This window comes from Xanthobacter pollutisoli, assembly GCF_040044995.1.
Taxonomy (GTDB): domain Bacteria; phylum Pseudomonadota; class Alphaproteobacteria; order Rhizobiales; family Xanthobacteraceae; genus Xanthobacter.
The window spans coordinates 1-23,881 of record NZ_JBDZDP010000020.1 but is presented as its reverse complement, the minus strand read 5'-3'; the positions used below and the strand labels follow the sequence as shown (position 1 = coordinate 23,881).

Genomic DNA, 23,881 nt, shown 5'->3' with positions numbered 1-23,881 from the left:
TTCGTTTCCACGCATGCGCAATCACGGAGGACATCATGTCCGCACACACGATCTACGACAATGCGCCGATCGGCTCCCTCGTCGCCTGGTCCGACGGAACGCCGCGCCCGCCCGAGCGCTTCACCAGGAAGCTGTTCGCCTGGCATACCCTCAACAGCAAGGGCCGCCTGATCCAGAAGCAGGGGGAGCGCGGGATCGGCAGCGTCGGCCTGTCCGCCAGCTTCACCCTGCACGAGGCGGACTATGGCGGCGGCGGCGTCATCGCGATCCGCGTCCACCGGACGTTCTCGATCGATTCGAAGCTGCACTTCGCGATCCTCGAACGCCCGGCCATCGGCGCGGTGCGAATCTTCGACCGCGCCGGCCCCGGCGCCGAACTCGTCCATCTCGCCGCGCACCGGCAGGCCGCTGACCAGTGGTTCTCCCGCCATGGCTATCCGCGCGCCGTGCTCGAGGAGGTCACCGCCGACGAGGTCGGAGCCGACGTCGTCGAGGGGAGGACGGTGGCATGACAACCTCCTCGCACCTGGCCATCACGGACACCGTCTTCGGGTTTCCGACGGTCACGCTCGGCCACAGCGCCGACGGATTCCCGGTCGCGCGCGTCGGCGACACCGCCTTCGCCATGCTGCCCGCCCGCGACGGGCGGCACTACCTTGCGACCGGCTGGCACATCGCGCGCCCCATGGAGCAATGGACTCGCGCGGACTTCTACGGCCATTCGGGCGAGCTTGCCGACGCGGCGGCGTTCCGCGCGAAGGTCGAGGAGAACGCCGAGCATCAGCGCGAAAAGCGCGCGCTCGGCCGCCGCGAGGTCCGCTCGACGGCGAGCACCCCTTGGGGGGCCTCACAGGGGGCCACCCTCTATGCGGAGGATGTCATCTTCCATTCCACCGCCAGCCATGGCGGCATCCACCTGTCGGCGGCGCGCAACCGCAGGGTCCATCCCATGCTCCGCGCGGAGGGCGGTTGGTACGAGGAGGACGAGGCCTGGGCGATCGTGGCGATCACCTTTCCGCATCTGTTCACGGCCTTCGAGCGGCGCTGCGCGGAGCAGACCATCAAGGACAGCTGGCCCGATGCTTGGGAGACGATCTTCGGCACTGTCCTCGCGCCCCGCGAATCCCGCGAGAAGGATCGGCGGGCCTTCGAGCGCGCGCACGCCGACGACTGGATCGTGACCTTGGCGATCACCTCCACCCACGAGAAGGGCTTTGTGGAAGTCGTCGCCACACGCGGCGGCCTTCACGGCAACGGCGTCGAGCAACGCCGCTTCCTGGTTCCGGCGGAGGACTATCAGGTCGGTCGCTTCGGCTTCGTCATCGATGAGGCGCGGCACCGGCTCTATGGCGGCCCGTCGAGTTTCATCCGCTGGCATCGGTAGGAGGTTGCGATGCCCTGGAAGATCGTCGCTGCCGCCTTCGGCTGGAAAGCCGCCCATCGTGACGATGAAAGCCTCCTCGTCGTACGGCATCCGAGGCTGCGCCGCCACTTCAGCGGCCCTGGTGCGTGGAAGCAAGCCGTCCTGCTCTCGATCCGTGCGCCTGCCGCTCTCCCGGCCCTCCGCAAGGAGGGCCGGCCATGAGCGCTTATGTCGTTGCCGTGCATCTCCTCATCGAGGCGGGGCCGGCGCCGCGTCCCGCCATCGAAGCGCTCCTGCACGCGGTTCTGAGCGATCGGCTGCGCCAGAACGCCGGCGTGGGCTCCGCCCTGATCGACTGGGCGGTCGCCAGTGAGGATCTGGCCGCGTCCATCGTCCGGGTCGAGCTTCCCGAACCCTATGTCCCGGACGAGACCGCGTTTCCAGCAGGGCCGGCCGCCGGTCTGCGACCGCGCCGGGCCCGGCAGGGCGCGCCATGACCGCCCCGGGCATGGTTGCTCGGCGGCTCGCGTATCTGGAAGCCGCCTGTCGAGAGACGCGCGGCCAGCTGGTGCGGATTGAGCGGCTGATCCAATGCCGGGCGGAGCGGATCACCGTGACGGCGAAACTCCGGGCGCGGCGGTCTCGCCGTCGCGGCCCACGCGGGGCGCCGGCCGACGAGCGGCTGTTGCGCGAGCATGTCGATCGACTGATCTTCGAGCGCCGCGACGAGATTGCGGCGCTTGCGCAGAAGCCCGCCCGGCAGGAGCACGGGATCGCCGCGCCGGGCGATCGGAAACAACCGGTAGTGTCTCAGTTTGAACATCGGGTTCTCTTGACATGCACAGCGATCGCATGGACGAAAGGCTAGCAATGGAATGGAGTGCATCAATGCTCAGCGGACGTTGCTTATGCGGTGCCTGCACCTATGAGATTGATGGCGATCCTGTGGTTGTCGCCATTTGCCACTGCCTCGATTGCCAGAGATTAAGCGGCGCTGGCCATACGACAGGGGCAATGTTTGCTGAGGCAGGCATTCGCATTTCTGGAAGTCCGTCGACCTATTCACTGACCAGCGCTGCAGGCAATACCGTGACGCGCTTCTTCTGCGGCGCTTGTGGCAGCCCCTTGTTCGGCAGGAATACAGGCATGCCGGGCTACATGACGGTCATGATGGGTACGCTCGAACAGTCCGATCATCTCGCACCTCAGGTGGCCATCTTCACGCGCACCAAGCGATCATGGGACGCCGAGAACGACGCTGTTCAAGCATTCGAGACCCAACCAGCCTGGACGCCGAAGGACGGAGTCTAGCGCTTGGCAAATTCAAACTGAGACGCCACCAAACAACCCGTTCGATATGCAATCGAAGGGGATTTGAGGTAGCTTCGTCAGCCAAGAGGAGTTCGACCATGGACGAGACGACGCGTGCCGCCTTCGAACGCCTCCTGCACAGTGCCCGCGGCGACACCGGGCAATCGCGCCGCGTCGCCTCCTTCATCCTCGCCTGGTGGAACGCCGACAGCCATGGCGGCTTCGACATCGCCGACCTGTTCGCGGTCGACGAGGCCATAGCCGGCGACATGGCGACGGTCTTCGCCCATATCGCCCGGCAACACATCGCCGCCTATCCGGACGCCTACCGGGCCGAGATCGAGGACGTCATCCGGCTGTGGCGGCCGGAGGCCTGGGCACGGGCGCACGCAACCGCCTGATCCGGCAGTCGGCTGGGCAACCCGACGGGCAGCCTCGCTCGGCAGGCCCACCTTGCCCGTCTTCGGCCCGTCTCCGGAGCGATCTCGACCATCATCATCGGTCGTTCGAATGTCCTCTCCGTCGGCGGTGTGGCTTCGAATGACCACGCATGACGGTCTCTGGGCACGCCGCTCCGATCGGTCGCGCCCTGCAGCAGGAAGGGCGGCTGTCGGAAGGCAGAAGGCAGACATGGCCTTGCGCTATCCGTCTCGGTTTCGGCCGGAGTGCCGGCCCCCGCCGGACCGCCCTCGGGTCTGGCTGCGGTCGTAAACCGGCGGCCGGCCGCTTCAAGGCCGCGTGCCGCGCCGCGGGGCGGCCGGAACCGCCGCACTTCGCAGGGCGGGCCCGCGTCCCGCGCGAGGGCTCAGGTGCCCTGCTTGGTCGCATACCCACCCCGCTCGCTCTGGCGGCACCGGACCCTGAAGCGTCCGCCTGTCACCGGTTTTCCCCGACCGCGCCCGAGGGCGGGCCGGCTGGGGCCGGTCCGAGCCCTTGGGAGAAACCGAAGGAAGGATTCTCACATGGCCAAGACCGCTACCGCTCCTCGTCCGGCCGCTCGCGTCGTCCCGCTGCGCAAGGCGACCACCGTCGAGATGGTCCGGCTCTGCTGCCCGGACGCCACGCAGGCCGCGCTCATCTCCGAGAGCTTCGGCCTCGCCGTCCTCGACAGCGAGGGCATCCGCGAACTGCACGAGAAGATGATCGTCGAGACCGCGGCGGCTCTCGGCGAGGGCCTCGGTGAACGGGCGATGGGCATTCATCTCCAGCGCATCGTCGGCGCCTATGTCGGCTCCGCCCACGGCGCCGGCCAGTTCTACTCCCGGGCGGTGTCGGAGGCTCGCGACGCCACGGCCAAGTCGGCCAACGACTTCCGCGATGAGGACCTCGACGGACCTGTCGGCTTCGATAGCGCGGCGCAGCGCAAGCGGGAGTTCGCCGCCGACATGGCACTTCAGTCCCATGCGCTGCGCATGGCGGCCGAGGGCGCCGTCGCCGCCTATGAGCGGGTGATCGGCGAACGCTGGAAGCCGTTCGAGCGGTTGGTTGAAAATCCCGGCCAGGGCGTCCACCGCAAGGCGGCGGCCGTCCAGATGGCGGCGTTCGACTGAGCCGCACCGGGCGAGGCTTCGGCCTCGCCCCTTCTGTTTTCGCGATACGGCCGAGGCCGGTCCCGCTCGGGGCCGGACTTTCGTCGCGTTGCTATCTCGTCCTGCCCGTCCGAGGTCCCACCGGAAACATCCCGGCGTCGTCCTTCCACGGATCAAACACGATAGCGCCCGACAGCCGCGTGTCCTTCACGTTGCGCGTGACGAAATAGAGATCATGTTCGATGGCAGTTGCCGCGAGCATCGTGTCGATCACCGGCGGAGGGTGGCCGCTTGCCCGTTTGACCTCACCTGAAATCCGCCCCCACCGGCGAACGATCGCGTCGGAGAGCCCGAGCACGCGCGTATCAAACCGCTCCGCGAGCGCGTCGCGCGCCGCGATGTAGCGCGGCCGGTCGACGTCATTGTCGGGCAGGTTGTGGATGCCCTTGTCGTATTCGGCGAGGGTCACGATGCTGATATGAAAGCTCTCCTCATCCTGTGCGGCGGCCCAGGATTTCATCGATGGCGCGCCCTGCGGGTTGATCAGGGCCGCAACGACATTGGTGTCGAGCAGCCAGCCCCTCAAAGCTCGATGTCCCGCCCGCGATCCATCTCGCGCTCGAGGTCGAGCCCGCCGATATGCAGGCCTTCCATGAACTGCACAAACGGCACCCTGGGCTTCTGCGGAACCAGGCGCTCGAATTCCTCGACGCTCATCACGACGACCGCATCCTGGCCGCGCACGGTCACGCGCTGAGGGCCGTCCTCGCGGGCCTGTCGTACCATCTCGCTGAAACGCGCCTTCGCGTCTTCAAGCTTCCACCGCCCGGCAAGAGGCCGGCTTTCCCCGCGCCTCGGCCTCTTCAGGTTCGTCAGCTTGCTCATCAGCCTGTACCTAGTCAGATGGTCAGATATATAGCGCGTACCTCCCGATGACGCCAGATTGCCGTATCGGGAAAAGGAAAAAGACAAATTCGGAGCCCATCGCGGCCCGCCCCGGTGCTGGTCCTGCCGGGGCCGGCGGCCGGCGCAGCGGCTGCGCCGCCCTCCACTTCGTTTCGGCCCAGTGGGTGCGCCGTCCCCCTGAGATCCCCGGCTGGCGGACCCCGTGACGGGCCGCGATGGGCGCGGCCTCCGTGACGGAGGTTGAGCAAGATGAGCAGGAAAGAAGACGGACGGCTCACCGACATCTATGCGCGGATTACCGAGCGCATCGTCGCCGAGCTGGAGAAGGGGGGTCGCCCCTGGATCCAGCCATGGAGCGTGGGTAACGCGACGGGCCGGATCTCGAGGCCGTTGCGCCACAATGGCGAGCCCTACACCGGCATGAATGTCCTGCTGCTGTGGTCGGAGACCATGGCACGAGGCTATTGCGCTCCGATCTGGATGACCTTCCGGCAGACGATCGAACTCGGCGGCCATGTCCGCAAGGGCGAGTCCAGCACGACGGTCATCTATGCCAGCCGGTTCACGAAGACGGAGACCGATGCGCATGGCGACGAGGTCGAGAAGGCCATTCCGTTCCTCAAGGCCTATGGCGTCTTCAATGTCGCGCAGATCGAGGGGCTGCCGCAGCAATATTATCACCGTCCGGCGCCGGTCCTCGATCCGGTCGAGCGCATCGCCCATGCCGACCGCTTCTTCGCCAATACCGGCGCGGTAATCCGGCATGGCGGCGCGCAGGCCTTCTATTCGCCCGCGACCGACCACATCCAGATGCCGCCCTTCGCGGCCTTCCGCGACGCCGCCTCCTACACCGCCGTGCTCAGCCACGAGAGCATCCACTGGACGGCGGAGCCCCGCCGCGTCGGCCGCGATCTCAGCCACTACGCAACGGATCGCAGCGAACGCGCGCGAGAGGAACTGGTTGCCGAGATCGGCTCGGCGCTGCTCTGCGCCGATCTCGGCATCGTCCCGGAGCTGGAGCCGCGGCCCGACCATGCCGCATACCTGCAGAGCTGGCTCAAGGTCCTCGATGGCGACAAACGCGCGATCTTCGCCGCGGCCGCCCACGCACAGCGTGCCGTCACCTTTCTCCACGGACTGCAGCCGCAGTCCGGGTCGATGGGGGAGGCGGCCTGATGCTCCAAGCTCCGAGTTACGAAGGGGAGGGCGACCAGCCCTCTCCCATCCGCCTGCGCGCGCTTTCGCTTGGTGCCGGCGTTCAGTCCACGACGATGGCATTGCTCGCGGCCCACGGTGAGATCGGGCCCATACCGCACTGCGCCATATTCGCGGACACCGGCTGGGAGCCCCGTGCCGTCTACACCCATCTGGAATGGCTGATGTCCGGGAACGTCTTGCCGTTCCCCGTGCACATCGTTTCGTCCGGGAACATTCGCACGCAACTCCTGGAGGCGAGCGAGGGCCGCCGCTGGGCCTCGATCCCGGCCTTCGCCAGGACCGTCACCCCGGCCGGCGCGGAGCTGCCGGTGTTCGGCGAGGACGAGGACGGCGAACTGATCGAGATCGGCTCGCGCAGATCCGCGACCGAGACCGTCTCGATCGGCATGATCCGCAGGCAGTGCACCACCGACTTCAAGATCGTCGCGATCCGAAGGAAGGTGCGTGAACTGGCCGGCCTGACACGCAGGCGCTCGCCGGACCATCCGGTCGTCGAGCAATGGATCGGCATCTCGACCGACGAGGCCGTCCGCGCCAAGCCGAGCTTCGAGGCGTGGCAGATCAGGCGCTTTCCGTTGATCGAGATACGGATGAGCCGTCGGGATTGCCTCGCCTGGTTGCGCCGGCACGGCTATCCCGAGCCCCCGAAATCGGCCTGCATCGGTTGCCCGTTCCACGACAACCGCCGCTGGCGCCACATGCGCGACCATGAGCCGGTGGAATGGAAGGATGCCGCGGAGGTCGACAGGGCGCTGCGCACCGGCCTGCGCGGTATTCGCGGCAAGGTCTATCTGCATCGCTCCTGCGTCCCGATGGATGAAGCGGATCTCTCGACCGCCGCGGATCACGGCCAGCTCGATCTCTTCGTGAATGAATGCGAGGGGATGTGCGGGCTTTGACGTCCTGCTGGTGATCGTCATTCAATTGCATTACATTGTCCAACTGAATGAGGAGATCAACATGGCCGCCAATGCACTGGTCCAAACCCGCATCGACGCTGATGTCAGGGATCGGGCGTCCGCCGTGCTCGAGAACATGGGCCTGACGGTGTCCGATGCGGTGCGCATCCTGCTCACCCGCACAGCGAATGAAGGCAGGCTTCCGCTGGAGCTGATCAGCACCAGCGAGGCGCATGACGCCTGGTTCCGTGCGAAGGTGCTGCAGGCGCTCGAGGATACCCGGCCGGACGTTCCTGACGAAGAGGCGGAGGCGCGTTTCGCCGCCCGGCGCGCCGCGGCCCGGCGCAAGGCCGGGTCCGCCGGCTGATGCGGCTTATCTGGTCCGCCCTCGCGCTCTCCGACCGCGACGACATCTTCACCCACATCGAGGCCGACAGCCCAAGAGCCGCGATCGCCGTCGACGAGCGGATTGCCGCCGCGGCTCGTCGTCTCGTCGAGTTTCCCGAGAGCGGAAGGCCCGGCCGCGTTCCGGGAACGCGCGAACTCGTCGTTCCCGGCACGCCCTACATCGCCGCCTATGCGGCGACGACGACCTCCGTGCGTATCCTGCGCGTCCTTCACGGGGCGCAAATCTGGCCCGACGACTTCCCCGAGAGCTGATCAGCTCTCGCACCTGGCGACATTGGCGCACTGGAAAGAAGCCCGGCCGGATCGGGACTATCCTCCTCTCGATGACCAGCCATCCTGCCGGCAGTCAGGCCGGGCCAAGGACCCCCGGATCCCCCCCGACTCTGCCGCCGTTGCGCGACGACGAAATCGGCTCCTGCACGCGCCGGCGCTGCCGGTCGCTCGCGATGGCTTGCCCCTCCCTCCAATCCCCGGCTGCACGCCTTCCCTTTTTCGGCGTCGGTTCATGGCCGGGGGCGGCGTCCGGAAGCGCGGGTGCCGCGTCCAGTCCTGAGCGCTGTGCTCCGCCGTGCGGCAGGGCTTGTTGCCGGCGCTACACGTCGCCGGCGGAACCCGATCCGCTTGTGGCAGCCTTCCAGCGCGTTCAGGGTGGCGTAGAGGGGCTGATTGGAGCGCAGCGGGTTCGTCCGCGATGCGTTCGCAAGCGCGGTCGGTCCCACCGTCAACCGGCGGCGGCGAAGCCCGCTGTGACATCGAGCCGGCGACGCGTCCTGCTGCAGTTCCGTCGGAGGCCTCTGCGCGCGCAAGGCCCTTGGCGTCGGGGGAGGGGATCTGTGGCGTCCGCGAAGATATTGCGCTGGTGGCGGGGCCGACGATCGGGGTACATCGTCATCCCCTCAGCTGTTTGCGATGCCACCCCCATGGCGAACCCGATGTAGCTGGTCTGGCCGGGGGACGCGCGTGCGTTGCGCGCTCTCGATCTTTTCCCCGCAACGTCCGGCGCCGACTTTTTTCCGCCGCCGTCCACCCCGGAGGGGCCCCGGCCGGCTTTGCATCGCGAGTCAAAAAAGCCGTCTCCGGCCGCCTTCCACTGCGTTCCAGCCCTGCGGGTGCGGGTCGATCGCCCCCGGCCTTTCGACCGCCATCGGGTCGCGATGGGCGCGGCCCGGACATCAAGGGAATTAGACAATGGCCAACATCGGCACTTTCACCTCCACCGGCAACGGCTTCAACGGCTCGATCCGCACCCTCCACCTCAACGTCAAGGCCCGGCTGGTCCGCATCGAGAACCCCTCCGACCGGGGTCCGCACTTCCGCGTCTACGCCGGCAATGTCGAGCTAGGCGCCGCCTGGCAGAAGGTCTCCGAGGAGACCGGCCGCGACTACCTCTCGCTCAAGCTGGACGACCCGAGCTTCCGCGAGCCCCTCTACGCCACCCTGACCGAGGTGGAAGGCGAGGAGGGCCTGCAGCTGATCTGGTCCCGGCCGAAGCGGGACTGATGGCGCCGACGGGAGGGCTCCGCCGCGCGGCGGAGCCTTCTTCCTTTTCGACAGGCAGGGAGACCGCCATGACGCAACCTTATCCCTCGAGCCGCCGCGAACCGCATCCCGACGACATCGTTCTCTGGCCCGACGGCTCCTGGGCGACGGTAGAGGACGTGCGGAACAGCGCCTTCAACTGGAGGTCGGACGATTACGAGATCATCGATCAGATGGATGATCCACGGCTGCTTGCGGCTGGCGTCATCGCCGAGATCCCGTGACGATTGACCCGCCGGGCGGGTCAATCGGTGTCCGCTTCGTCCGGATCCCGGTAGCCCCGCCGCCTTTTGCTGCGCTCCAGCCGGCTCAGTGCGCCGCCGGCCTGTCCCGGTTGGTCGAAGGTCTCCATCATCGACTGGCCGTTCGTGCCGATCCGGCCCCAGTTGCGGACCAGCGAGGCGCCGCCGAACAGCGTCGGCTGGATCGAGAGCACATAGAAGCGCCGCATGTTCCGCGTCGGGTCGATGCGGCGAAGGTGGAGCGGAGGGCGGTGAAGGTCGGACATGGCCGGAGTCTCCCGCCGCCTGTCTTCAGCGTCCAACGACTTCGGTGAATCGATCGGGGTCGAACGATTCACTGCGGTGATGGATCGGATGCTCCAGCTTCGCCGCGGCCAAGCCCAGCCGATGGAACGGCTCTCCCCCATCGTGCTCCGAGACGCGCGGCGGTAGCGCAGGTCAGCCGCCTGCCACGGAATTCGTTCGTCGGCATCGGTGAAGATGCGCAACGGTCGGCTGGTCGCCCGGGCCCCGACCTGGGAGCCTCAGGGCAAGGCCGGCATCTCGCCCTCGGCGGTGCGCCAGACCCATGCCGTCATCTCCGGCCGCGCCTCGATCATCTCCGCAAGTCCGCGGTCGTAGTCCTCGCCGGCGCTGGCCGGCACGATGTACATCGCCACCGGCGCCGGCCGCTGCTCCGGCAGCGTCACGCACACGCGCGGCTGGTCGCGGCCGAGATTGAACCGCAGCCCCTTCACGCTCTTGCGCCGCAGGCCCGCCAGCCGCGAGAGCAGGCGCAATTCGTCGATGGTCTCAAAGGGGATCCAGTTCTCGGTCACCACCATCAAGGCGATCTCGTCGATGAAGGAAACACCGGCGCTCGAAATGCCGAAGGTCGCGATGGCGACGAGGTGGGCGTTCTCGGTCGCCTCCCACAGCTCCAGCTCGACCTCGTAACGCTTGCTCAGGCGCCGCCACGCGGCGTCCTCCAGCGTCAACGGGAAATCCCGCAGGTGCCGGATGACGACCTTCCGTCCACTGCGGGCCTCGGGGAACTCCTTCACCTCCCCGACGAGGAGCATCATCTTTCTCGGCCCGCCACCCACCGCCTGAAGGCCCGCAAGCGCGCTCGCGCGGCGCGCCGCGATCGCCGCCTTGTCCTCGGCGTGGAACACCTCCGGCACGAACAGGATGTCGCCGAGGGGACCCGCCCGGGTCTCCATCTGCCGTGCCGCGTTCATGAGGCTTGCCCGGACCTTTCCCCATCCGCGCTTGCGGGCCCACACCGCCGTCCATTCGGTCAGCTCGCCCGCCTCCCACAGATAGTGCAGGACCGCGCGCAAGGAGAGCTTCTGCGTCTCGTTGCGCACCGTATCGGAGGGCGTGGACTCGGCCGCCGGCCCCGGGCGGGGGCCCCGCTTGGTCAGAGAGAAATCCAGCTTGAGCACTGCGGCGCCAGTCGCCGCGTCGATCTGGATCGCATTGCCGATCAGGGGCCCGAGCCCGGACAGTTCGTAGGGCGGTTCATAGGACGGGCAGGATGGCGCATGGTCCCGCCCGGACAGGGGCATGCGCTTGACCAGCAACTGCCCGTCGACCCGTGCGATGTACATCGCGACGGACTTCTCGCCGCACAGGCAGAGGGGCCGCTGTTTGCGTTCATAGGCCTGCGCGAGCGCGGATTGAAGCTCCGGCGAGCCCTCCTCAAAGGTTCCCTCGCCAATCCTGAACTGCCGCATGGCGGTCGCCGGCCTCATTTTACTGCCTGATATAAGGCAGTATAACCTGCATCGGGTTCGCTCCAAGCCATTCCGAGGACAACGCCCAACCGGCGTCGCCTCTCGGCCAGATGGGTGGACGCGACATTGCCTACGCCATGCGCCAAGCGTCGGTTCCACATATGATAAATGACGAATCCGGTTCAAAGGCGGGAGCGGTAAGCGGAGCCTGCCCCTGAGGTGCTGCCCGACGGCGAGAGGGCATTCGGGCGCATCCGGCAAGCCGGACCGGGCTCTATTCCGCCGGGTTCCCCGGCTCCACGAAGCCTGCCAGGGCAGTCTTCGCGCCTTGCGGCGTGACGATCCCTTGCGCGGGCCGATGTCACCGGCACGGTACAACAGCGAGGCACTGCTCCGGCGGCGGCATCGATCTTTCGGCCAGCCTGCCGGCCGGCGTGGGCTACGCCCGCCAATCCCCGGCGTTCCGAAACACCCGTGTCTGCTCAGACGGCCCAGTGTGCCATGGCGGGTGGGCACGCCTCAAAACCGCGCGGCCCCTCCAATTTTCCCGCTGCGCGGGAAAATCGGTTCCTCCGCGCGCCAGCAAGCTGGCCGCTGACGCGGGTTTTGACCCGTGCCCACCCGCCATGACCGGCCGAGTCATCTTTCACAAGACCATCGAGGAGATGACGATGACGCTGGAACACCACATCGAGGAGCTGCGCGCCGAGCTGGCGAACACCGTCGAGGCCGGCGAGCGCCGCCAGATCGCAGCGGAGCTTGAGGCGGCGCGCGCCGAACTCGCCCGCAAGATCGCCGAGGAGGAGCTGCCGTGAGGCAGCTTTTTCCTTCGCGGGAGAAGCCGGGGCAGCCGGATCGACCGGCTGCCCCGGCTGGCCGTGATGCGGACATCGGCCCGGCTCGAAACGCCAGGATGGCGGGCTCAATCCGCGCTGCGGCGGGCAACGTCATCCACGATCGTGGAGCAACCGACCGGGCCCGCCATGGTGGTGAACAACCCGGCGATTTCGCACCCCACACCGGCCATTTGTTGGGTGACGACAGAGCGATGCTGCTGGTGTGCGATCACGGGTGTTTCAAGGCGTCACCTGCCTCTCGACATGGCGCGCCGCGTCGGTCATCTTGAGCGTGTACTTAAAATGTTCCGCGCACCGCGCCGACGGTAAAACGGCGCCTGGTGCGATCAGGCAATCGGCGACGACGGCGATGACCACGGATCGGCTCCCGACACCAAAGGCGCCGGCCGGCGAACCGGATGCCTCGGCCCCGCGCCGGTCGCTGCCGCGTCCGCTCGCGCTGGACTTCACCCTCCTCGAATGGATCGGCCGCGGCGCCGTCTACTGCCTCTGGTATCTCGCCTTCTATGTCCTGTGCCTGTTGCGGCCATTCACCGGGCTCATGGTGGTCGCCGCGATCGTCATGCTCCCGATGGCGCTGGTGGTCTACGCCCACCCGGACGCGGCCCGCGGAATGCGGTTCTGGAGCTTTGGCCTGATGGCGATCGGGCTCGTCGCGTTCGCGCTCGCTTACGCGCTCTTTCTCGACTGGTTCACGCCGCCCGGAGCCGTGGATCCGTTCGAGATGTTTCGAAAGCGCTGATAGCCTTACGCTGAAACATGCTGCTATGGTCGCCGGCATGTCGGTTGACCTCCGCCTCACGGCGCTGCGTGAGGAAACGCGCAATCCTATTGACTGATGGCCTTTCGCGGACGACCGCCTTTGGCCCCATTGGCGCGTGCAGCGGCCGCTTTGGCGGCAGACGTCGCTTGGCCGGCCCGGCGAGCCATATAGGTATTTGTGCCGAAAATGCCCGCCATCAGGCCGGGCATCGACAGGTCGACGTCGAGCGTCTCCCAATGCAGTCCATAGCCGTTGCCAAGAATCTCGACCGCGGCAAGCTGGTCATCAGTGGCCGCTTCCAGACCCTGCGCCAGACGCGGCGGAAAGCCGAAAGTGCAGCCATTGGTCAGGTCGACGATGACCCGGCCACTCTGGCGGTCAAAGCGTGCAGCGGCCGCTCGCGGCTCGCTTTCATGAGCCTGGCGTCCGCGCTCCAGGGCGGCGTCGATGGCGGCATCGGTAAGGTCAGCCATGAATCTCCCTCCATCGGGTCAGGAACGCAGCTTGTTGCTCGGTCACCAGTTGCATCGCGCGGCGCACCTCGGCGCGCTTTGCGCCCTCGGCCCAGACCAGTTCCGGCACACCGTTCGAGCCGATCAGATTGATCTTTGCCTGTCCGTCGCCGAACACATGCACATGGGCTGGCTCATGGTCATCAACGAAGATGACGACGCGCAGGCCGTGAGCGCGGTAGATCGTAACCATAGGACTCAATAACCGAACGCGATGGGTTTTGCAAGAGTGGTCGCCTGCAGAGCGGCGGGGGGCGTGCTTTTCGGGCCCATTCAAGCCTTCGCATGCAACTCCCTGTCGATCGCGCACCTTCGCCAAAAACCAAGCGTGGCGGGCGTCCGTATCTGCAGTCAGGCCCAGCACGATTCCGCATTCTAGGCAAGATGCACATCGCCGACGGACGCGGCCCTTGGGGTATTCACACCTTGACGAAGCGATTGGCCTTGGCCTGCTCGTTCATGTCCTTGCGCCGGAAATAGATCGCCCGCCCGCAGCGGATCGGACTGTGTCCCTGCACGATAATGATCTGCTCGTCCTTGCGCATCGACTGGGTGATCTCGTGGGGCATGATGAGCGGCCGGCGCTGAAAGCTGACGCTCTCCGATCGCCGATCGCCGGTGCTCGATGTACTCCATCCGACGTTGCGCGACCGGCCCTGGACCTCGACCGTCATCTCGCCGCATTGCGCCGAGACGTTGCGCGCGGTTTCGAGCGCCTTGATCGCGGCATAGGAGGCGAACGCGCAGCCGTCGATCCATGAGGTGGCTCCCGCCCGCCCGAAATGGCTCTCCAGCTGGCCGACCGATTGGTACATCATCATCAGCGTGATGCCGTACTTGCGGCCGCGATCGCGGGCTTCCTCCAAGGCCCGCATGTAGCCGAGCAGGTCCACCTCATCGAGCATGAAAAGCGCCCGGCGCGTGAAGGCGCCGTCGGCCTCCACCATGGCATTGATCAGCGAGCCGATGATCACCCGGCCAATGCCCGGATAGGACCTCAGGATCGATGCGGGAATGTTCAGGAACACGTCCTTCTTGCCGGAGACGATGTCACGCGACTTGAACGCATTGCCGCAGACGAGGGCTGCATAATTGTCGAGCGAGAGCCACTGCGTGTCCTTCGATGCGGTGGAATAGACACCGCTGAATGTCTGCTCGGTCATGTTCGTGAAAACGCCGAGCGTCTCGCGGATGAAGGTCGATTCCGAGTGCTCCTGGATGTCCCGGAGCATGGCGAGCACCGAGGGTTCTGGCTCGGAAACGATCTGGCGCAGACTGCGCAGATTGCGCCGGCCGGCATACTCCGGCGAGAGCATCACGTGCGCCAGGAGGCCGGTCAGAAGATTGTGGGCCTGGTTCTGGAAGTAGGCGCCGGTCGAGGATTCAAAGCGCACGCTCTCGGAGAGCAGCATGTGCGCGATGCCGACGATATCCTCCTCCTTTTTCTTCGATCCTTCGATGCCGTCCAGCACGTTGAAGCCGGCAATCGGGTTAGTGGGATCGAGCACCATGACTTCGCGGCCGAGGGCCCGCGTGCGATGCTCCTTGACCATCGGCGCGACCTCGGTCGAGGGATCAAGGCAGATCAGCGGCCCGGAATAGCGCAGGGCCGTCGGGACGACGTTGCTGGTCGTTTTGAAGCCTCCCGACCCGGCGAAAAACAACATATGGGTCGAATCGAAATCCTGCTGGTAGGTCAGGAGCGGAGCACGCCCACCCTGGCCCCAGGTCGCGCGGTCCGCAGGGTCGAACGGCAACTCATGCACGATCTCCCGATCGACGCGATAGCGCTCGCCGACCACGATCTCGCCATCGGCGGGAAACAACCGCGCCCCCGCGGACATGGGCAGCCAGTCCGCATCGCCGAAGGTCGCGCGCTTGGCACGCTTGACCGGATCTGCGACCACCACCGAGATCCGCGCCGCCGTGGCGACAACAAGGAATCCAACAATGGCGCTGCCTACGGCGAAGCCGTCGAGGTAGGAAAGCGCACGGTCCCATGTGACCGTGCCGCGCTCGACGAACGGGGCGAGGCGCTCATATTCGCGCAGGGCGTAGAACACGACCACGCCGAGGAAGCACAGCAGCGTCACCATCGCGATCGGCCGACGCCGATGCATCGGCAGGGCCCAGACGGTCACGAGCCCGGCGAGGGGCCCGAGCAGAAGGGCAGGGAGCGGCGCTGCGCGCAGGAACCAAGGTGCCACCTTGCCGGGCATGGCGATGGCGAGATCCGCCCATCGCCAACCGGTGACATAGGCGGTCAGGGCGGTGACGGTGATCGGCACGACAACCAACAGCAGGCTCGGGTTCAATCGTCGCTTCATGGCGTCGGTTCACCTTCCTGATCCGGCGCCGGTACATCTTCCATCGGCTGCCGCCTGAACGCCTCGAGCCCGATCGCCTTCAGCCGCTCGTGGTCGCTCGATCCGACCGGGACGCCACCCGCCTCGATGAAGGCGCCGAGCAGGAACGCCCGGTCGGCCGTCGCCAGACCGGCGCGGACCACCAGGGCACCGAGCAGAATCTTCTGATGCGCGTCACGCCGGCGGACCTCATTCATCGTGGCTCTTCGCCGACGCGCCCACCGCGCGAGGTCCTGATCGATCCGTCGCAGGGACAGGTGAACCCGCGTTCCCTTTTCCGCCCTTGCGAAATCGGGCGGCGATCTCCTCGCAGATCGCATCGAGTTCCTCGTCGTCGATCTCCATCTCCACCAAGCCAGCCTTGGTCGCGGCCCGAGCGAAGCGCTCCCCTGCTTTGACTATCAGAAATTTCCTACGTTCGCGCAGCTTGTCGATCTGGGCATCGATCTCAGAAAGTGATGATTTTACGCGCATTAAAGGGCCTCTCTCCGCCTCGGAATTCGTCGGCAAAGGTCCATTATATCGACTCGTATAAGTTAGTTAAATAGGCTAGTCTCATCACGGGCCGGCCGTTTGGAGCGGCATCGGACCTGCGGTCCGATCTGTTTGATGGCGCAATATACGTCGCTGGCGCGACGTGCTTAGCGAGGGCGGGGACGGCCGTGGCCATCATGTTCGTCAGGGCGCAGGTGATCGGCCGGGGGACGGGGCGTTCGGTCGTCTCGGCAGCCGCCTATCGTCACCGCACCCGGATGACGGACGAGAAGGCCGGCACCAGCTTCCGCTATGAGCGCGGGGCGTCCGAGCTGGTGCATGAGGAGCTGGCGCTGCCACAGCAGCTGCCAGCTTGGCTCGAGGCAGCGATCGGAGGAAAGGGCGTCGCGGCGGCAAGCGAGGTGCTGTGGAACGCGGTGGAGGCGTTCGAGAAACGGGAGGATGCCCAGCTCGCCCGTGAGCTGATCCTGGCGCTGCCTGAGGAGCTCAGCCGAAGCGAGAACATCGCGCTGATGCGCGAGTTCGTGCAGGAGACCTTTACCTCGAAGGGCATGATTGCCGACTGGGTCTATCACGACAAGGACGGCAATCCGCACGTCCATCTGATGATGACACTGCGACCGCTCGCAGAGGATGGCTTCGGGCCGAAGAAGGTGCCGGTGCTTGGGGAGGACGGAAATCCGCTTCGCGTCGTCACGCCCGATCGCCCGAACGGCAAGATCGTCTATCGGGTGTGGGCCGGCGACCGCGAGACGATGAAGGCCTGGAAGCTGGCCTGGGCTGAGACGGCCAACCGGCACCTCGCGCTGGCAGGCTTCGACATCCGTCTCGACGGGCGCTCCTATGCGGAGCAGGGTCGTGACGGGATCGCCCAGAGGCACCTCGGGCCGGCCAAGGCGGCGATGGTGCGCAGCGGCCGTGAGATGTTTCTGGCGCCGGCGGAGCTCGCCCGCAGGCAGGACATGGCCGATCGCCTTGCCGCGGATCCGGGGCTGATCCTGCAGCAGCTCGCCAACGAGCGGTCCACCTTCGACGAGCGCGAGATCGCCCGCGCGCTCCACCGCTATGTGGACGATCCCGACGATTTCACCAACATCCGGGCCCGCCTGATGGCGTCGTCCGATCTGGTGACGCTGCGCCCGCAGCAGCTCGATCCGGAGACCGGGCGGGCTTCACAGCCCGCAGTCTTCACGACGCGCGCCATGCTGCGCGTCGAGCACGGCATGGCGCGCTCCGCGATCCGCCTCGGGGCACAACATGGCTTTGGCGTCGGCCGCTCGCGCGTTGCCGCCGCGATCGAAGCCGTCGGGACGTCGGACCCCGAAAAGCCGTTCAAGCTCGATGCGGAGCAGGTCGATGCGGTGCGGCACGTCACCTCGGACGCGGCGATCGCGGCCGTGGTCGGGCTCGCCGGCGCCGGCAAGTCCACCTTGCTCGCCGCGTCGCGCGTCGCCTGGGAAAGCGACGGACGCCGCGTGGTCGGGGCCGCGCTGGCGGGCAAGGCGGCGGAGGGCCTGGAGGACAGTTCCGGTATCGTATCGCGCACGTTGGCGTCCTGGGAGCTGGCCTGGGCCAACGGGCGCGACCAGCTCGAGCCGGGCGACGTGCTCGTCGTCGACGAGGCCGGAATGGTGTCGTCGCAGCAGATGGCGCGGGTGCTGAAGGTGGTCGAGGACGCCCAGGCGAAAGTCGTCCTGGTGGGCGACGCCATGCAGCTCCAGCCGATCCAGGCGGGCGCGGCCTTCAGGGCGATCGTGGAACGCACCGGCTTTGCCGAGCTCGCCGGGGTGCGCCGCCAGCGTGATGCGTGGGCGCGCGATGCGTCGCGGCTGTTCGCGCGGGCCGAGGTCGCCAAAGCGCTCGATGCCTATGCCCAGCATGGCCATATCGTGGAGACCGCAACCCGCGCGGACGCCATCGGCCGGATCGTCACCGACTGGACCGAGGCCCGACAGGCGCGCACCGGCAAGACCCCGGAGGAGGGCGAGCGGCGCGCCCAGCTCGCCGGCGAGATGCTGGTGCTCGCCCATACCAATGATGATGTGAAACGTCTCAACGAAGCCCTGCGCGAAGTGCTGATCGAAGACGGCACGCTGGCGCAGAGCCGCACATTCGCGACCGAACGCGGGACGCGGGAATTTGGCGCCGGCGACCGCATCATCTTCCTGGAGAACGCGCGGTTCGCGGAGCCGCGGGCGAAGCATCTCGGACCGCAGCACGTCAAGAACGGCATGCTCGGCACGGTCACGTCGACCACCGACAAGCGCGACCGGACGCTCCTTTCGGTGCGTCTCGACAACGGCCGTGAGGTCGTGTTCGGCGACGACACCTACCGCAATGTCGACCACGGCTATGCGGCGACCATCCACAAGGCGCAGGGCGCCACGGTGGACCGGACCTTCGTGCTCGCCACCGGCATGATGGACCAGCATCTGACCTATGTGGCGATGACCCGCCACCGCGATCGGGCGGACCTCTATGCCGCCCAGGAGGATTTCGTGCCGAGGGGCGGATGGGGCCGGATGCCGCGGGTCGACCACGCCGCCGGCGTCACGGGCGAGCTTGTCGCGATCGGCCAGGCAAAGTTCCGCGACGGCGAGGATGTCGCGCCGAGCCCGTTCGCGGATGTGCGGACCGACGACGGATCGACCCGTCGGCTGTGGGGCGTGAGCCTTCCCGCCGCTCTGGAGAAGGTGGGCACGGCGGTCGGCGATACGGTCATGCTGCGCAAGGACGGCGTCGAACAGGTTCGCGTGAAGCTGCCGGTCATCGACGAGGAAACCGGCCAGAAGCGGTTCGAGGAGCGTGTCGTCGCGCGCAACGTCTGGCGCGCCGAGCGGGTCGAAGCCGCGGCCGATCGCCAGGATCGGCTCGCGCGGGAAAGCCACGGGCCGGAGGTGTTCGCCGGCCTCGTTGAACGCCTGTCGCGCTCCGGCGCCAAGACCACCACGCTCGATTTCGAGGGTGAGGCCTCCTACCAGGCGCACGCCCGAGACTTCGCGCGTGTGCGCGGCATTGCGCAGCTTGCCGATGCGGCCGCAGGGATCGAGGCGGGTGCAGAGCGCCAGCTGGCCTGGCTGGCCGAGAGGCGGAGCGAGCTGGCGCGGCTGTGGGAGCGGGCCGGCGTCGCGCTCGGTCTTGCCATCGCCCGCGAACGCAGCGTCGCCTATAGCGATATGCGCGCCGAGGCGCCGTCGCCACAGGCTTCGGCCGAGGCGGGTCGCCAGCTGCTCGCGCCGGTGACGCGGTTCGCACGATCGGTGGAGGAGGACGCGCGCCGGGCGCAGCTCCTCTCGCCCGCTGTGACGGAGCGGGAAGGGGCGCTGCGGCCGGTGCTGGAGCGGATCTATCGCGATCCCGATGCCGCGATGGCAAAGCTCCACGATCTGGTCTCGTCGCCGAAGGCCGGCTCGCGGGCGCTCGGCGAGGCCGTCGCCCATAGCCCAGAGCAGCTTGGTATGCTGCGCGGCGACGATCATGCCCGCGACGATGCGGGTCGGCGCGAGCGTGCCGGTATGCTGCAGGTTGTTGCGGAGCAGCTGGTGCCGCTGGCCCGTGGCCATGCTGCCGCTTTCAAGAAAAGCGCGGCAGCCTTCGAGATCCGAGAGGAGCGGCGGCGCGCCGCTATGACATTGTCGGTGCCAGGCCTCACCGAGAGGGCATTGGCGCGGCTCGGCGAGATCGAGGCCGTGCGCCTTCAGGGTGGACCGGATGCCTACAAGACGGCCTTTGCCCTGGCGGCGAAGGATCGTGCGATCGTGCAGGAGATCAAAGCGGTCAGCGAGGCTTTGACCGCGCGCTTCGGCTGGAGCGCCTTCACCGAGAAAGCTGACGCCGTCGCGGAGCGCAACATGGCTGATCGCATGCCGGAGGACATGGACCCGCAGAAGCGGGAGGAGCTGACGGGCCTGTTCGAAGCGGTGCGCAGGTTCGCCAGTGCGCAGCACCAGGCCGAGCAGCAGGACCGCACGCAAATCGTCGCTCCGGCGCCCTATGCCGGCGAGGCAGCGGTCGCCAGCCCGCCCATGCTTCCGGCGACGAGGGAGTTCCGGCAGCCGGTGGAGGACGAGGCGCGGCAGCGGACCTTGGACAGCCCGCTCTATCGCCAGCAGCGGGCCGGGCTTGGGGAGATCGCGACGCGCATCTGGCGGGATCCGGCGGCCGCCGTCGGCAAGATCGAAGACCTCATCGTCAAGGGCTTCGCGGCCGAGCGCATCGCCGCGGCCATGGCCAATGCGCCCGACGCCTATGGAGCGGTCCGCGGCTCGGGGAGAATGATGGACCGGCTGCTCGCCACGGGCCGCGAGCGTAAGGAGGCGCTTGCCGCGCTCCCCGCCGCGGCGGTGGAGCTGCGAGGCCTCGGTGCGGCCTATGCCGGGGCGATGGAGACGCAGCGCGCGACGATCGCTGAGGAGCGGCGGCTGATGGCGATCGCCATTCCGGGTCTCTCCCGGCCGGCGCAGGAAGCCCTGGAGCGATTGAATGCTGAGGCAAGGACAAATGCGCGCGACCTCAACGCCAGGGTTCTTGAACTCAATCCGAAGATCCGGGAGGAATTCGCCGCCGTGAGCAAGGCCCTCGACGCGCGCTTCGGACGCAACGCGATCGCACGCGCAGAGAGGGACGTTGCTAGCCGCGTGCCGCCGGCGCAGCGGGACGCTTTCGAGGCGATGCGTCCCGCGCTGCGCGTGCTGCAGCAGGCGGTCCGGATCGACGCTGGCGAGAAGATCTTGTCCGAGCGGCGGATGCGGACCATCAATCAGGCCCGGGGCCTCAGCAGATAGAGAAGGAGACGGTCATGGACGGAGACACGCCGCACGACGCGGTCCTGCGCACGGAGGTCGCGCTCGAGATCCTCAAACTGTGTGTCGGCATGGAAGATTTCCATGCCGACAATTCGGATGATCTCCCCCCGTCTTGCGTGGTGGCCGATATGTGGAGTTAATGTGGCGCCCCCTGTCAATTCACCTCATGAAAGATAGGTAGGAGGTTCTCATTTTGGCGCTGAAATGGCTCACTATCTGTATGTTTCGCGAACCAGCACTTTGCGCGCCCGCCGGAAAACATGTGCAGGATCGTTATCTTGCACGCTGCTTGGCGACCCCATTGTCGCCCGCATGGGTAAGCCGGTTGAATAGCTTGTCATCTTGCCGGACCACCTCGATCTCGCCGCGCCGGACCAGTTGGCCAACATGCGCGAGCGTTTCTGTGAATGCAAAGCTCGTCTGATGTGGATCAAGGGCGCGGGTAAACAGGACCGGCACCAGTTCTGCGGCAAGGTGGGGACGCTCGGCGCAGGCGGCGAGGATCAGCCTGCACCGTTCCTCATGGTGCAGTTCGAGTTCCGAGCATCTCAGATGCAGACCATGGAACGGGCGCATATGGCCCGGCAGGACCAGCACATCGTCGGGGATTGACGCGCGAAGCCAGCGCAGCGAGCGCAGGAAGTGTCCCAAGGGATCGCCATTCGGCTCCTCGGCAAAGACGCTGACATTCGGCGAGATTTTCTCGATTACCTGGTCTGCGGAAAACAGCAGCCTCTCCTGTTCGCAATAGAGCAGGATCTGCTCCGGCGCGTGGCCATCGCCGCTCAGCACCCGGAACCGGCGCCCTCCGATGTCAAGCAGATCTGCCATCAGCAGGCGGAGGAAGGTGTGTGGCAGGGGGGCGACACGCTTCAAATACTCATTGCCCTGGATAGCAACGACCGCCGCCGCTTCCTCGCTCATCCCGTGGCTAACGTAGAAGTTGAAGTACTGACGCAGCGCATCATCGCCGCGTGAGTGCGAGCCGGCTCGGATCCCGGCATACGTCGAGAAGCTCGTAAGGAGAGGTGCCGAGAACCGGTCGCATAACCAGCCCGCAAGGCCGATATGATCGGGGTGGCTGTGGGTCACGATCACTTTGCTAATGCGCTGCCCCAGCAATGGCCCGGTGAACAGCTGCCCCCATGCGGCAATCGCCTCGTCGGTGCGGATGCCCGTATCGACTACGGCCCAGCCGTCGCTGTCCCGGATCAGGTAGACGTTCACATGGTCGAGACGATAGGGCAGCGGTATGCGTGCCCAAAGGATTCCTTCCTTTACCTCTGTCACCTGCCCATAGGTTGGTGGCGCGGAGAAAGGAAATATCAATTCGGCCTGCTCGGTTCCGGCGTCGACGGATGACATTTCAGATATCTCCCGAAGTTGATGATGCTGCCGCAATCTAGTGGATTGGCCGAGACGGAAGAAGCCGCGATGGGAGATGGGACATCCTCAATGTGGGGCCAAGATGGATAACGGCGATGAATATAGCAAGCTCAATGGCCCACCTAGGTGGTGTGGACGGATTTTAACAGGCTAAGCGGAGGGGGATTCCCTTCCTGCTGTTTCGGTGATTCATAGCGGGTCGGCTTTTGGCGAGGTCGACCATGCTGACACGGATGACGGATGAGGATTGGGCGGTGGCGCTTGCGGTGTTCCGTGCCTGCCGCTCGCGGCGCGGCGACAAGGGGCGGGACGACCGCAAGTTCCTCGAAGCCATGCACTATTTCACCGTGCACAACATCACCTGGCGGGCCCTGCCGGCGGAGTTCGGGCCCTGGAACAGCGTCTGGAAGCGGTTCTGGCGGCTGCGCCAGACCGGCGTGTTCGAGCTGTTCTTCGAAACGCTGGCCTCGCTCAGCCGCACCGCGCATCTGGTCCAGATGTTCGATTCCACCGTGGTGCGCGCCCACGTCTCCGCCGCCGGAGCAAAAGGGGGCAGCAAGGCCAAGCCCTCGGCCGTTCGCGCGGTGGCTTCTCCACCAAGATCCACCTCAAGAGCGACTTCGACGGCCTCCCGCTCGCCTTCCACCTGACCGGTGGCGAGGCTGGCGACAGCCCGTTCTTCAAGCTGCTGCTGGACCTTGGTCCCGATGTAAAGCCCCGTGCCGTGCTCGCCGACAAGGGCTATGACGCCAAGGCCAACCGGGCGCTGGCCCGAGCGCGCGGCATCGCGCCGGCCATCCCGTTCAAATCCAACGCGAAGGATCGTCCCGCCTTCTTCCCGAAGGTGCTCTACAAGGGCCGGGCTCGCATCGAGCAGTGCTTCGGAAAACTCAAGCGTTTCAAGCGCGTCGCCCTGCGCTGCGAGAAGACCGAGCAAGGCTTCGCCGCCATCGTCGCCCTCGCCTTCTGCTTCATCCTCATCAAATCCGTCCACACCACCTAATCGAGCCCACAATGCAACGCAGAGCGGTGTGCGGCCCGAATTCTTTGAAGGCACGCCGGAAGAGCATTTGGCCGCAGTGCGTCGGCAGCGGCGCGACGTCGCATTCATATGGGACTTGGGCTCTGGCCGGACTGCGAATCGCAGCATCTATGGTTGGCGCGCATTTTTGCTGTGCTGCCATTCCATCACTCCCTTGCCCGTCGTGACGAACTCTAGTTCGGAGATCTTTGGGACGAGACCTTCATCTTCAGCCAGACGATCGCCGGCCGCGAGTTTCATGGATATTCGGCGTGCCGGCTGGCGGAGTTCGGCTACCAGCCGCAAATCCAGGAACAGCGCGTGGAGCGAGATACTCTGATGGGGATCGTTGCCTTGTCGGGGGACTGACGCGGACGAGCGAGGCGACCACGGCGACGCCGTTTCAAGGTATCGTCTATCGGCGAGCCAGTCCACGTCCTCACCGAGATCTCTTGCGACGAGCGCCAAGGTCCGGACGGCGTGGACCTTGTTGATTTGCATCGTCAGGCTGCGATTGCGGTGGTCGACTGCGCGCGCCAGTTC

Annotated in this window: 30 protein-coding genes and 2 pseudogenes; 20 read left to right on the top strand and 12 right to left on the bottom strand. The window is 66.5% G+C overall.

The window, feature by feature from the left end:
• Positions 1 to 35: 35 nt before the first annotated feature.
• The 8 genes from ABLE93_RS22715 (at position 36) to ABLE93_RS22680 (ending at position 4,224) form a co-directional block, all read left to right on the top strand.
• Entirely contained in the window at positions 36 to 512 is a 477-nt protein-coding gene (locus tag ABLE93_RS22715; RefSeq protein ID WP_348842039.1) for a UCP036055 family protein, read from the top strand.
• A complete protein-coding gene (locus ABLE93_RS22710) occupies positions 509 to 1,384 on the top strand; it encodes a DUF7007 domain-containing protein (RefSeq protein ID WP_348842038.1) in 876 nt (291 codons plus the stop codon). Before ABLE93_RS22715 ends, ABLE93_RS22710 begins: the two co-directional genes overlap by 4 nt.
• Positions 1,385 to 1,393: 9 nt before the next feature.
• Positions 1,394 to 1,585 carry a hypothetical protein gene (locus ABLE93_RS22705; RefSeq protein ID WP_348842037.1) on the top strand — a complete coding sequence of 64 codons (192 nt, stop codon included), beginning with the start codon at positions 1,394 to 1,396 and terminating at the stop codon, positions 1,583 to 1,585.
• Positions 1,582 to 1,860 carry a hypothetical protein gene (locus ABLE93_RS22700; RefSeq protein ID WP_348842036.1) on the top strand — a complete coding sequence of 93 codons (279 nt, stop codon included), beginning with the start codon at positions 1,582 to 1,584 and terminating at the stop codon, positions 1,858 to 1,860. The genes ABLE93_RS22705 and ABLE93_RS22700 overlap by 4 nt, the downstream gene beginning before the upstream one ends.
• A complete protein-coding gene (locus ABLE93_RS22695) occupies positions 1,857 to 2,231 on the top strand; it encodes a hypothetical protein (protein ID WP_348842035.1) in 375 nt (124 codons plus the stop codon). Before ABLE93_RS22700 ends, ABLE93_RS22695 begins: the two co-directional genes overlap by 4 nt.
• The gene (locus tag ABLE93_RS22690) at positions 2,201 to 2,674 is read left to right on the top strand and encodes a GFA family protein (protein WP_348842034.1); all 474 of its coding nucleotides are present in this window, start codon (positions 2,201 to 2,203) and stop codon (positions 2,672 to 2,674) included. The genes ABLE93_RS22695 and ABLE93_RS22690 overlap by 31 nt, the downstream gene beginning before the upstream one ends.
• A gap of 98 nt (positions 2,675 to 2,772) precedes the next feature.
• Positions 2,773 to 3,075 carry a DUF7673 family protein gene (locus ABLE93_RS22685; protein WP_348842033.1) on the top strand — a complete coding sequence of 101 codons (303 nt, stop codon included), beginning with the start codon at positions 2,773 to 2,775 and terminating at the stop codon, positions 3,073 to 3,075.
• A 561-nt stretch (positions 3,076 to 3,636) separates the two neighbouring features.
• Positions 3,637 to 4,224, top strand: coding sequence for a hypothetical protein (locus ABLE93_RS22680; RefSeq protein ID WP_348842032.1), 588 nt, complete (start codon positions 3,637 to 3,639; stop codon positions 4,222 to 4,224).
• Positions 4,225 to 4,315: 91 nt separating this feature from the next.
• Here ABLE93_RS22680 and ABLE93_RS22675 read toward each other — a convergent pair whose 3' ends face one another.
• Both ABLE93_RS22675 and ABLE93_RS22670 read right to left on the bottom strand, forming a co-directional pair.
• Positions 4,316 to 4,789, bottom strand: a complete 474-nt coding sequence (locus ABLE93_RS22675) for a type II toxin-antitoxin system VapC family toxin (protein WP_348842031.1) — start codon at positions 4,787 to 4,789, stop codon at positions 4,316 to 4,318.
• Positions 4,786 to 5,088, bottom strand: coding sequence for a type II toxin-antitoxin system Phd/YefM family antitoxin (locus ABLE93_RS22670; RefSeq protein WP_348842030.1), 303 nt, complete (start codon positions 5,086 to 5,088; stop codon positions 4,786 to 4,788). The genes ABLE93_RS22675 and ABLE93_RS22670 overlap by 4 nt, the downstream gene beginning before the upstream one ends.
• A gap of 270 nt (positions 5,089 to 5,358) precedes the next feature.
• On the opposite strand from ABLE93_RS22670, the gene ABLE93_RS22665 reads away from it, so the two are divergent.
• The 6 genes from ABLE93_RS22665 (at position 5,359) to ABLE93_RS22640 (ending at position 9,397) form a co-directional block, all read left to right on the top strand.
• Positions 5,359 to 6,285, top strand: a complete 927-nt coding sequence (locus ABLE93_RS22665; protein ID WP_348842064.1) for an ArdC family protein — start codon at positions 5,359 to 5,361, stop codon at positions 6,283 to 6,285.
• A complete protein-coding gene (locus tag ABLE93_RS22660) occupies positions 6,285 to 7,226 on the top strand; it encodes a hypothetical protein (RefSeq protein WP_348842029.1) in 942 nt (313 codons plus the stop codon). Before ABLE93_RS22665 ends, ABLE93_RS22660 begins: the two co-directional genes overlap by 1 nt.
• Positions 7,227 to 7,287: 61 nt before the next feature.
• Positions 7,288 to 7,593: a type II toxin-antitoxin system RelB/DinJ family antitoxin gene (locus ABLE93_RS22655; RefSeq protein WP_348842063.1), complete on the top strand. Its 306-nt coding sequence runs from the start codon at positions 7,288 to 7,290 to the stop codon at positions 7,591 to 7,593.
• Positions 7,593 to 7,886 carry a type II toxin-antitoxin system RelE/ParE family toxin gene (locus tag ABLE93_RS22650; protein ID WP_348842028.1) on the top strand — a complete coding sequence of 98 codons (294 nt, stop codon included), beginning with the start codon at positions 7,593 to 7,595 and terminating at the stop codon, positions 7,884 to 7,886. The genes ABLE93_RS22655 and ABLE93_RS22650 overlap by 1 nt, the downstream gene beginning before the upstream one ends.
• A gap of 936 nt (positions 7,887 to 8,822) precedes the next feature.
• The gene (locus tag ABLE93_RS22645) at positions 8,823 to 9,134 is read left to right on the top strand and encodes a DUF736 domain-containing protein (RefSeq protein ID WP_348842027.1); all 312 of its coding nucleotides are present in this window, start codon (positions 8,823 to 8,825) and stop codon (positions 9,132 to 9,134) included.
• A 68-nt stretch (positions 9,135 to 9,202) separates the two neighbouring features.
• Complete coding sequence (locus tag ABLE93_RS22640; protein WP_348842026.1) at positions 9,203 to 9,397, top strand: hypothetical protein; 195 nt, start codon at positions 9,203 to 9,205, stop codon at positions 9,395 to 9,397.
• A 20-nt stretch (positions 9,398 to 9,417) separates the two neighbouring features.
• Here ABLE93_RS22640 and ABLE93_RS22635 read toward each other — a convergent pair whose 3' ends face one another.
• Positions 9,418 to 9,681 carry a WGR domain-containing protein gene (locus ABLE93_RS22635; protein ID WP_348842062.1) on the bottom strand — a complete coding sequence of 88 codons (264 nt, stop codon included), beginning with the start codon at positions 9,679 to 9,681 and terminating at the stop codon, positions 9,418 to 9,420.
• A gap of 258 nt (positions 9,682 to 9,939) precedes the next feature.
• Positions 9,940 to 11,133, bottom strand: coding sequence for a DUF1173 domain-containing protein (locus tag ABLE93_RS22630; RefSeq protein ID WP_348842025.1), 1,194 nt, complete (start codon positions 11,131 to 11,133; stop codon positions 9,940 to 9,942).
• A gap of 626 nt (positions 11,134 to 11,759) precedes the next feature.
• On the opposite strand from ABLE93_RS22630, the gene ABLE93_RS22625 reads away from it, so the two are divergent.
• Positions 11,760 to 11,948, top strand: a complete 189-nt coding sequence (locus ABLE93_RS22625) for a hypothetical protein (RefSeq protein WP_348842024.1) — start codon at positions 11,760 to 11,762, stop codon at positions 11,946 to 11,948.
• A 261-nt stretch (positions 11,949 to 12,209) separates the two neighbouring features.
• On the opposite strand, the gene ABLE93_RS22620 is transcribed toward ABLE93_RS22625, so the two are convergent.
• Positions 12,210 to 12,347, bottom strand: a complete 138-nt coding sequence (locus ABLE93_RS22620; protein ID WP_348842023.1) for a hypothetical protein — start codon at positions 12,345 to 12,347, stop codon at positions 12,210 to 12,212.
• Here ABLE93_RS22620 and ABLE93_RS22615 point away from each other — a divergent pair.
• Complete coding sequence (locus tag ABLE93_RS22615) at positions 12,340 to 12,732, top strand: hypothetical protein (protein WP_348842022.1); 393 nt, start codon at positions 12,340 to 12,342, stop codon at positions 12,730 to 12,732. The two genes, ABLE93_RS22620 and ABLE93_RS22615, sit on opposite strands and share 8 nt — an antisense overlap.
• 86 nt (positions 12,733 to 12,818) lie before the next feature.
• Here ABLE93_RS22615 and ABLE93_RS22610 read toward each other — a convergent pair whose 3' ends face one another.
• The 5 genes from ABLE93_RS22610 to ABLE93_RS22590 all read right to left on the bottom strand — a co-directional run bounded on the left by ABLE93_RS22610 (position 12,819) and on the right by ABLE93_RS22590 (position 16,105).
• Positions 12,819 to 13,226, bottom strand: coding sequence for a DUF2442 domain-containing protein (locus tag ABLE93_RS22610; RefSeq protein WP_348842021.1), 408 nt, complete (start codon positions 13,224 to 13,226; stop codon positions 12,819 to 12,821).
• Positions 13,219 to 13,458, bottom strand: a complete 240-nt coding sequence (locus ABLE93_RS22605; protein ID WP_348842020.1) for a DUF4160 domain-containing protein — start codon at positions 13,456 to 13,458, stop codon at positions 13,219 to 13,221. The genes ABLE93_RS22610 and ABLE93_RS22605 overlap by 8 nt, the downstream gene beginning before the upstream one ends.
• Before the next feature lie 226 nt (positions 13,459 to 13,684).
• Entirely contained in the window at positions 13,685 to 15,592 is a 1,908-nt protein-coding gene (gene traG, locus ABLE93_RS22600; protein ID WP_348842019.1) for a Ti-type conjugative transfer system protein TraG, read from the bottom strand.
• Positions 15,589 to 15,828, bottom strand: a complete 240-nt coding sequence (locus ABLE93_RS22595) for a conjugal transfer protein TraD (RefSeq protein WP_348842018.1) — start codon at positions 15,826 to 15,828, stop codon at positions 15,589 to 15,591. The genes traG and ABLE93_RS22595 overlap by 4 nt, the downstream gene beginning before the upstream one ends.
• Entirely contained in the window at positions 15,821 to 16,105 is a 285-nt protein-coding gene (locus ABLE93_RS22590) for a TraC family protein (RefSeq protein WP_348842017.1), read from the bottom strand. Before ABLE93_RS22590 ends, ABLE93_RS22595 begins: the two co-directional genes overlap by 8 nt.
• Before the next feature lie 188 nt (positions 16,106 to 16,293).
• Between ABLE93_RS22590 and traA the strand changes: the two genes are divergently transcribed.
• Together traA and ABLE93_RS22580 are read left to right on the top strand one after the other, a co-directional pair.
• A complete protein-coding gene (gene traA, locus ABLE93_RS22585) occupies positions 16,294 to 20,910 on the top strand; it encodes a Ti-type conjugative transfer relaxase TraA (protein ID WP_348842016.1) in 4,617 nt (1,538 codons plus the stop codon).
• A 14-nt stretch (positions 20,911 to 20,924) separates the two neighbouring features.
• Positions 20,925 to 21,071, top strand: a complete 147-nt coding sequence (locus ABLE93_RS22580) for a hypothetical protein (protein ID WP_348842015.1) — start codon at positions 20,925 to 20,927, stop codon at positions 21,069 to 21,071.
• Between the two features lie 133 nt (positions 21,072 to 21,204).
• Here the strand turns inward: ABLE93_RS22580 and ABLE93_RS22575 are convergent, their stop codons facing one another.
• Positions 21,205 to 22,296, bottom strand: coding sequence for an MBL fold metallo-hydrolase (locus ABLE93_RS22575; RefSeq protein WP_348842014.1), 1,092 nt, complete (start codon positions 22,294 to 22,296; stop codon positions 21,205 to 21,207).
• A gap of 242 nt (positions 22,297 to 22,538) precedes the next feature.
• On the opposite strand from ABLE93_RS22575, the pseudogene ABLE93_RS22570 reads away from it, so the two are divergent.
• Together ABLE93_RS22570 and ABLE93_RS22565 are read left to right on the top strand one after the other, a co-directional pair.
• Positions 22,539 to 22,754 (top strand): annotated as a pseudogene (locus ABLE93_RS22570) (transposase); the annotation flags it as partial.
• Entirely contained in the window at positions 22,679 to 23,320 is a 642-nt protein-coding gene (locus ABLE93_RS22565; RefSeq protein WP_348842061.1) for an IS5 family transposase, read from the top strand. The pseudogene ABLE93_RS22570 and the gene ABLE93_RS22565, both read left to right, overlap by 76 nt.
• A gap of 147 nt (positions 23,321 to 23,467) precedes the next feature.
• Here the strand turns inward: ABLE93_RS22565 and ABLE93_RS22560 are convergent.
• Positions 23,468 to 23,881: pseudogene (locus tag ABLE93_RS22560) on the bottom strand (hypothetical protein); the annotation flags it as partial.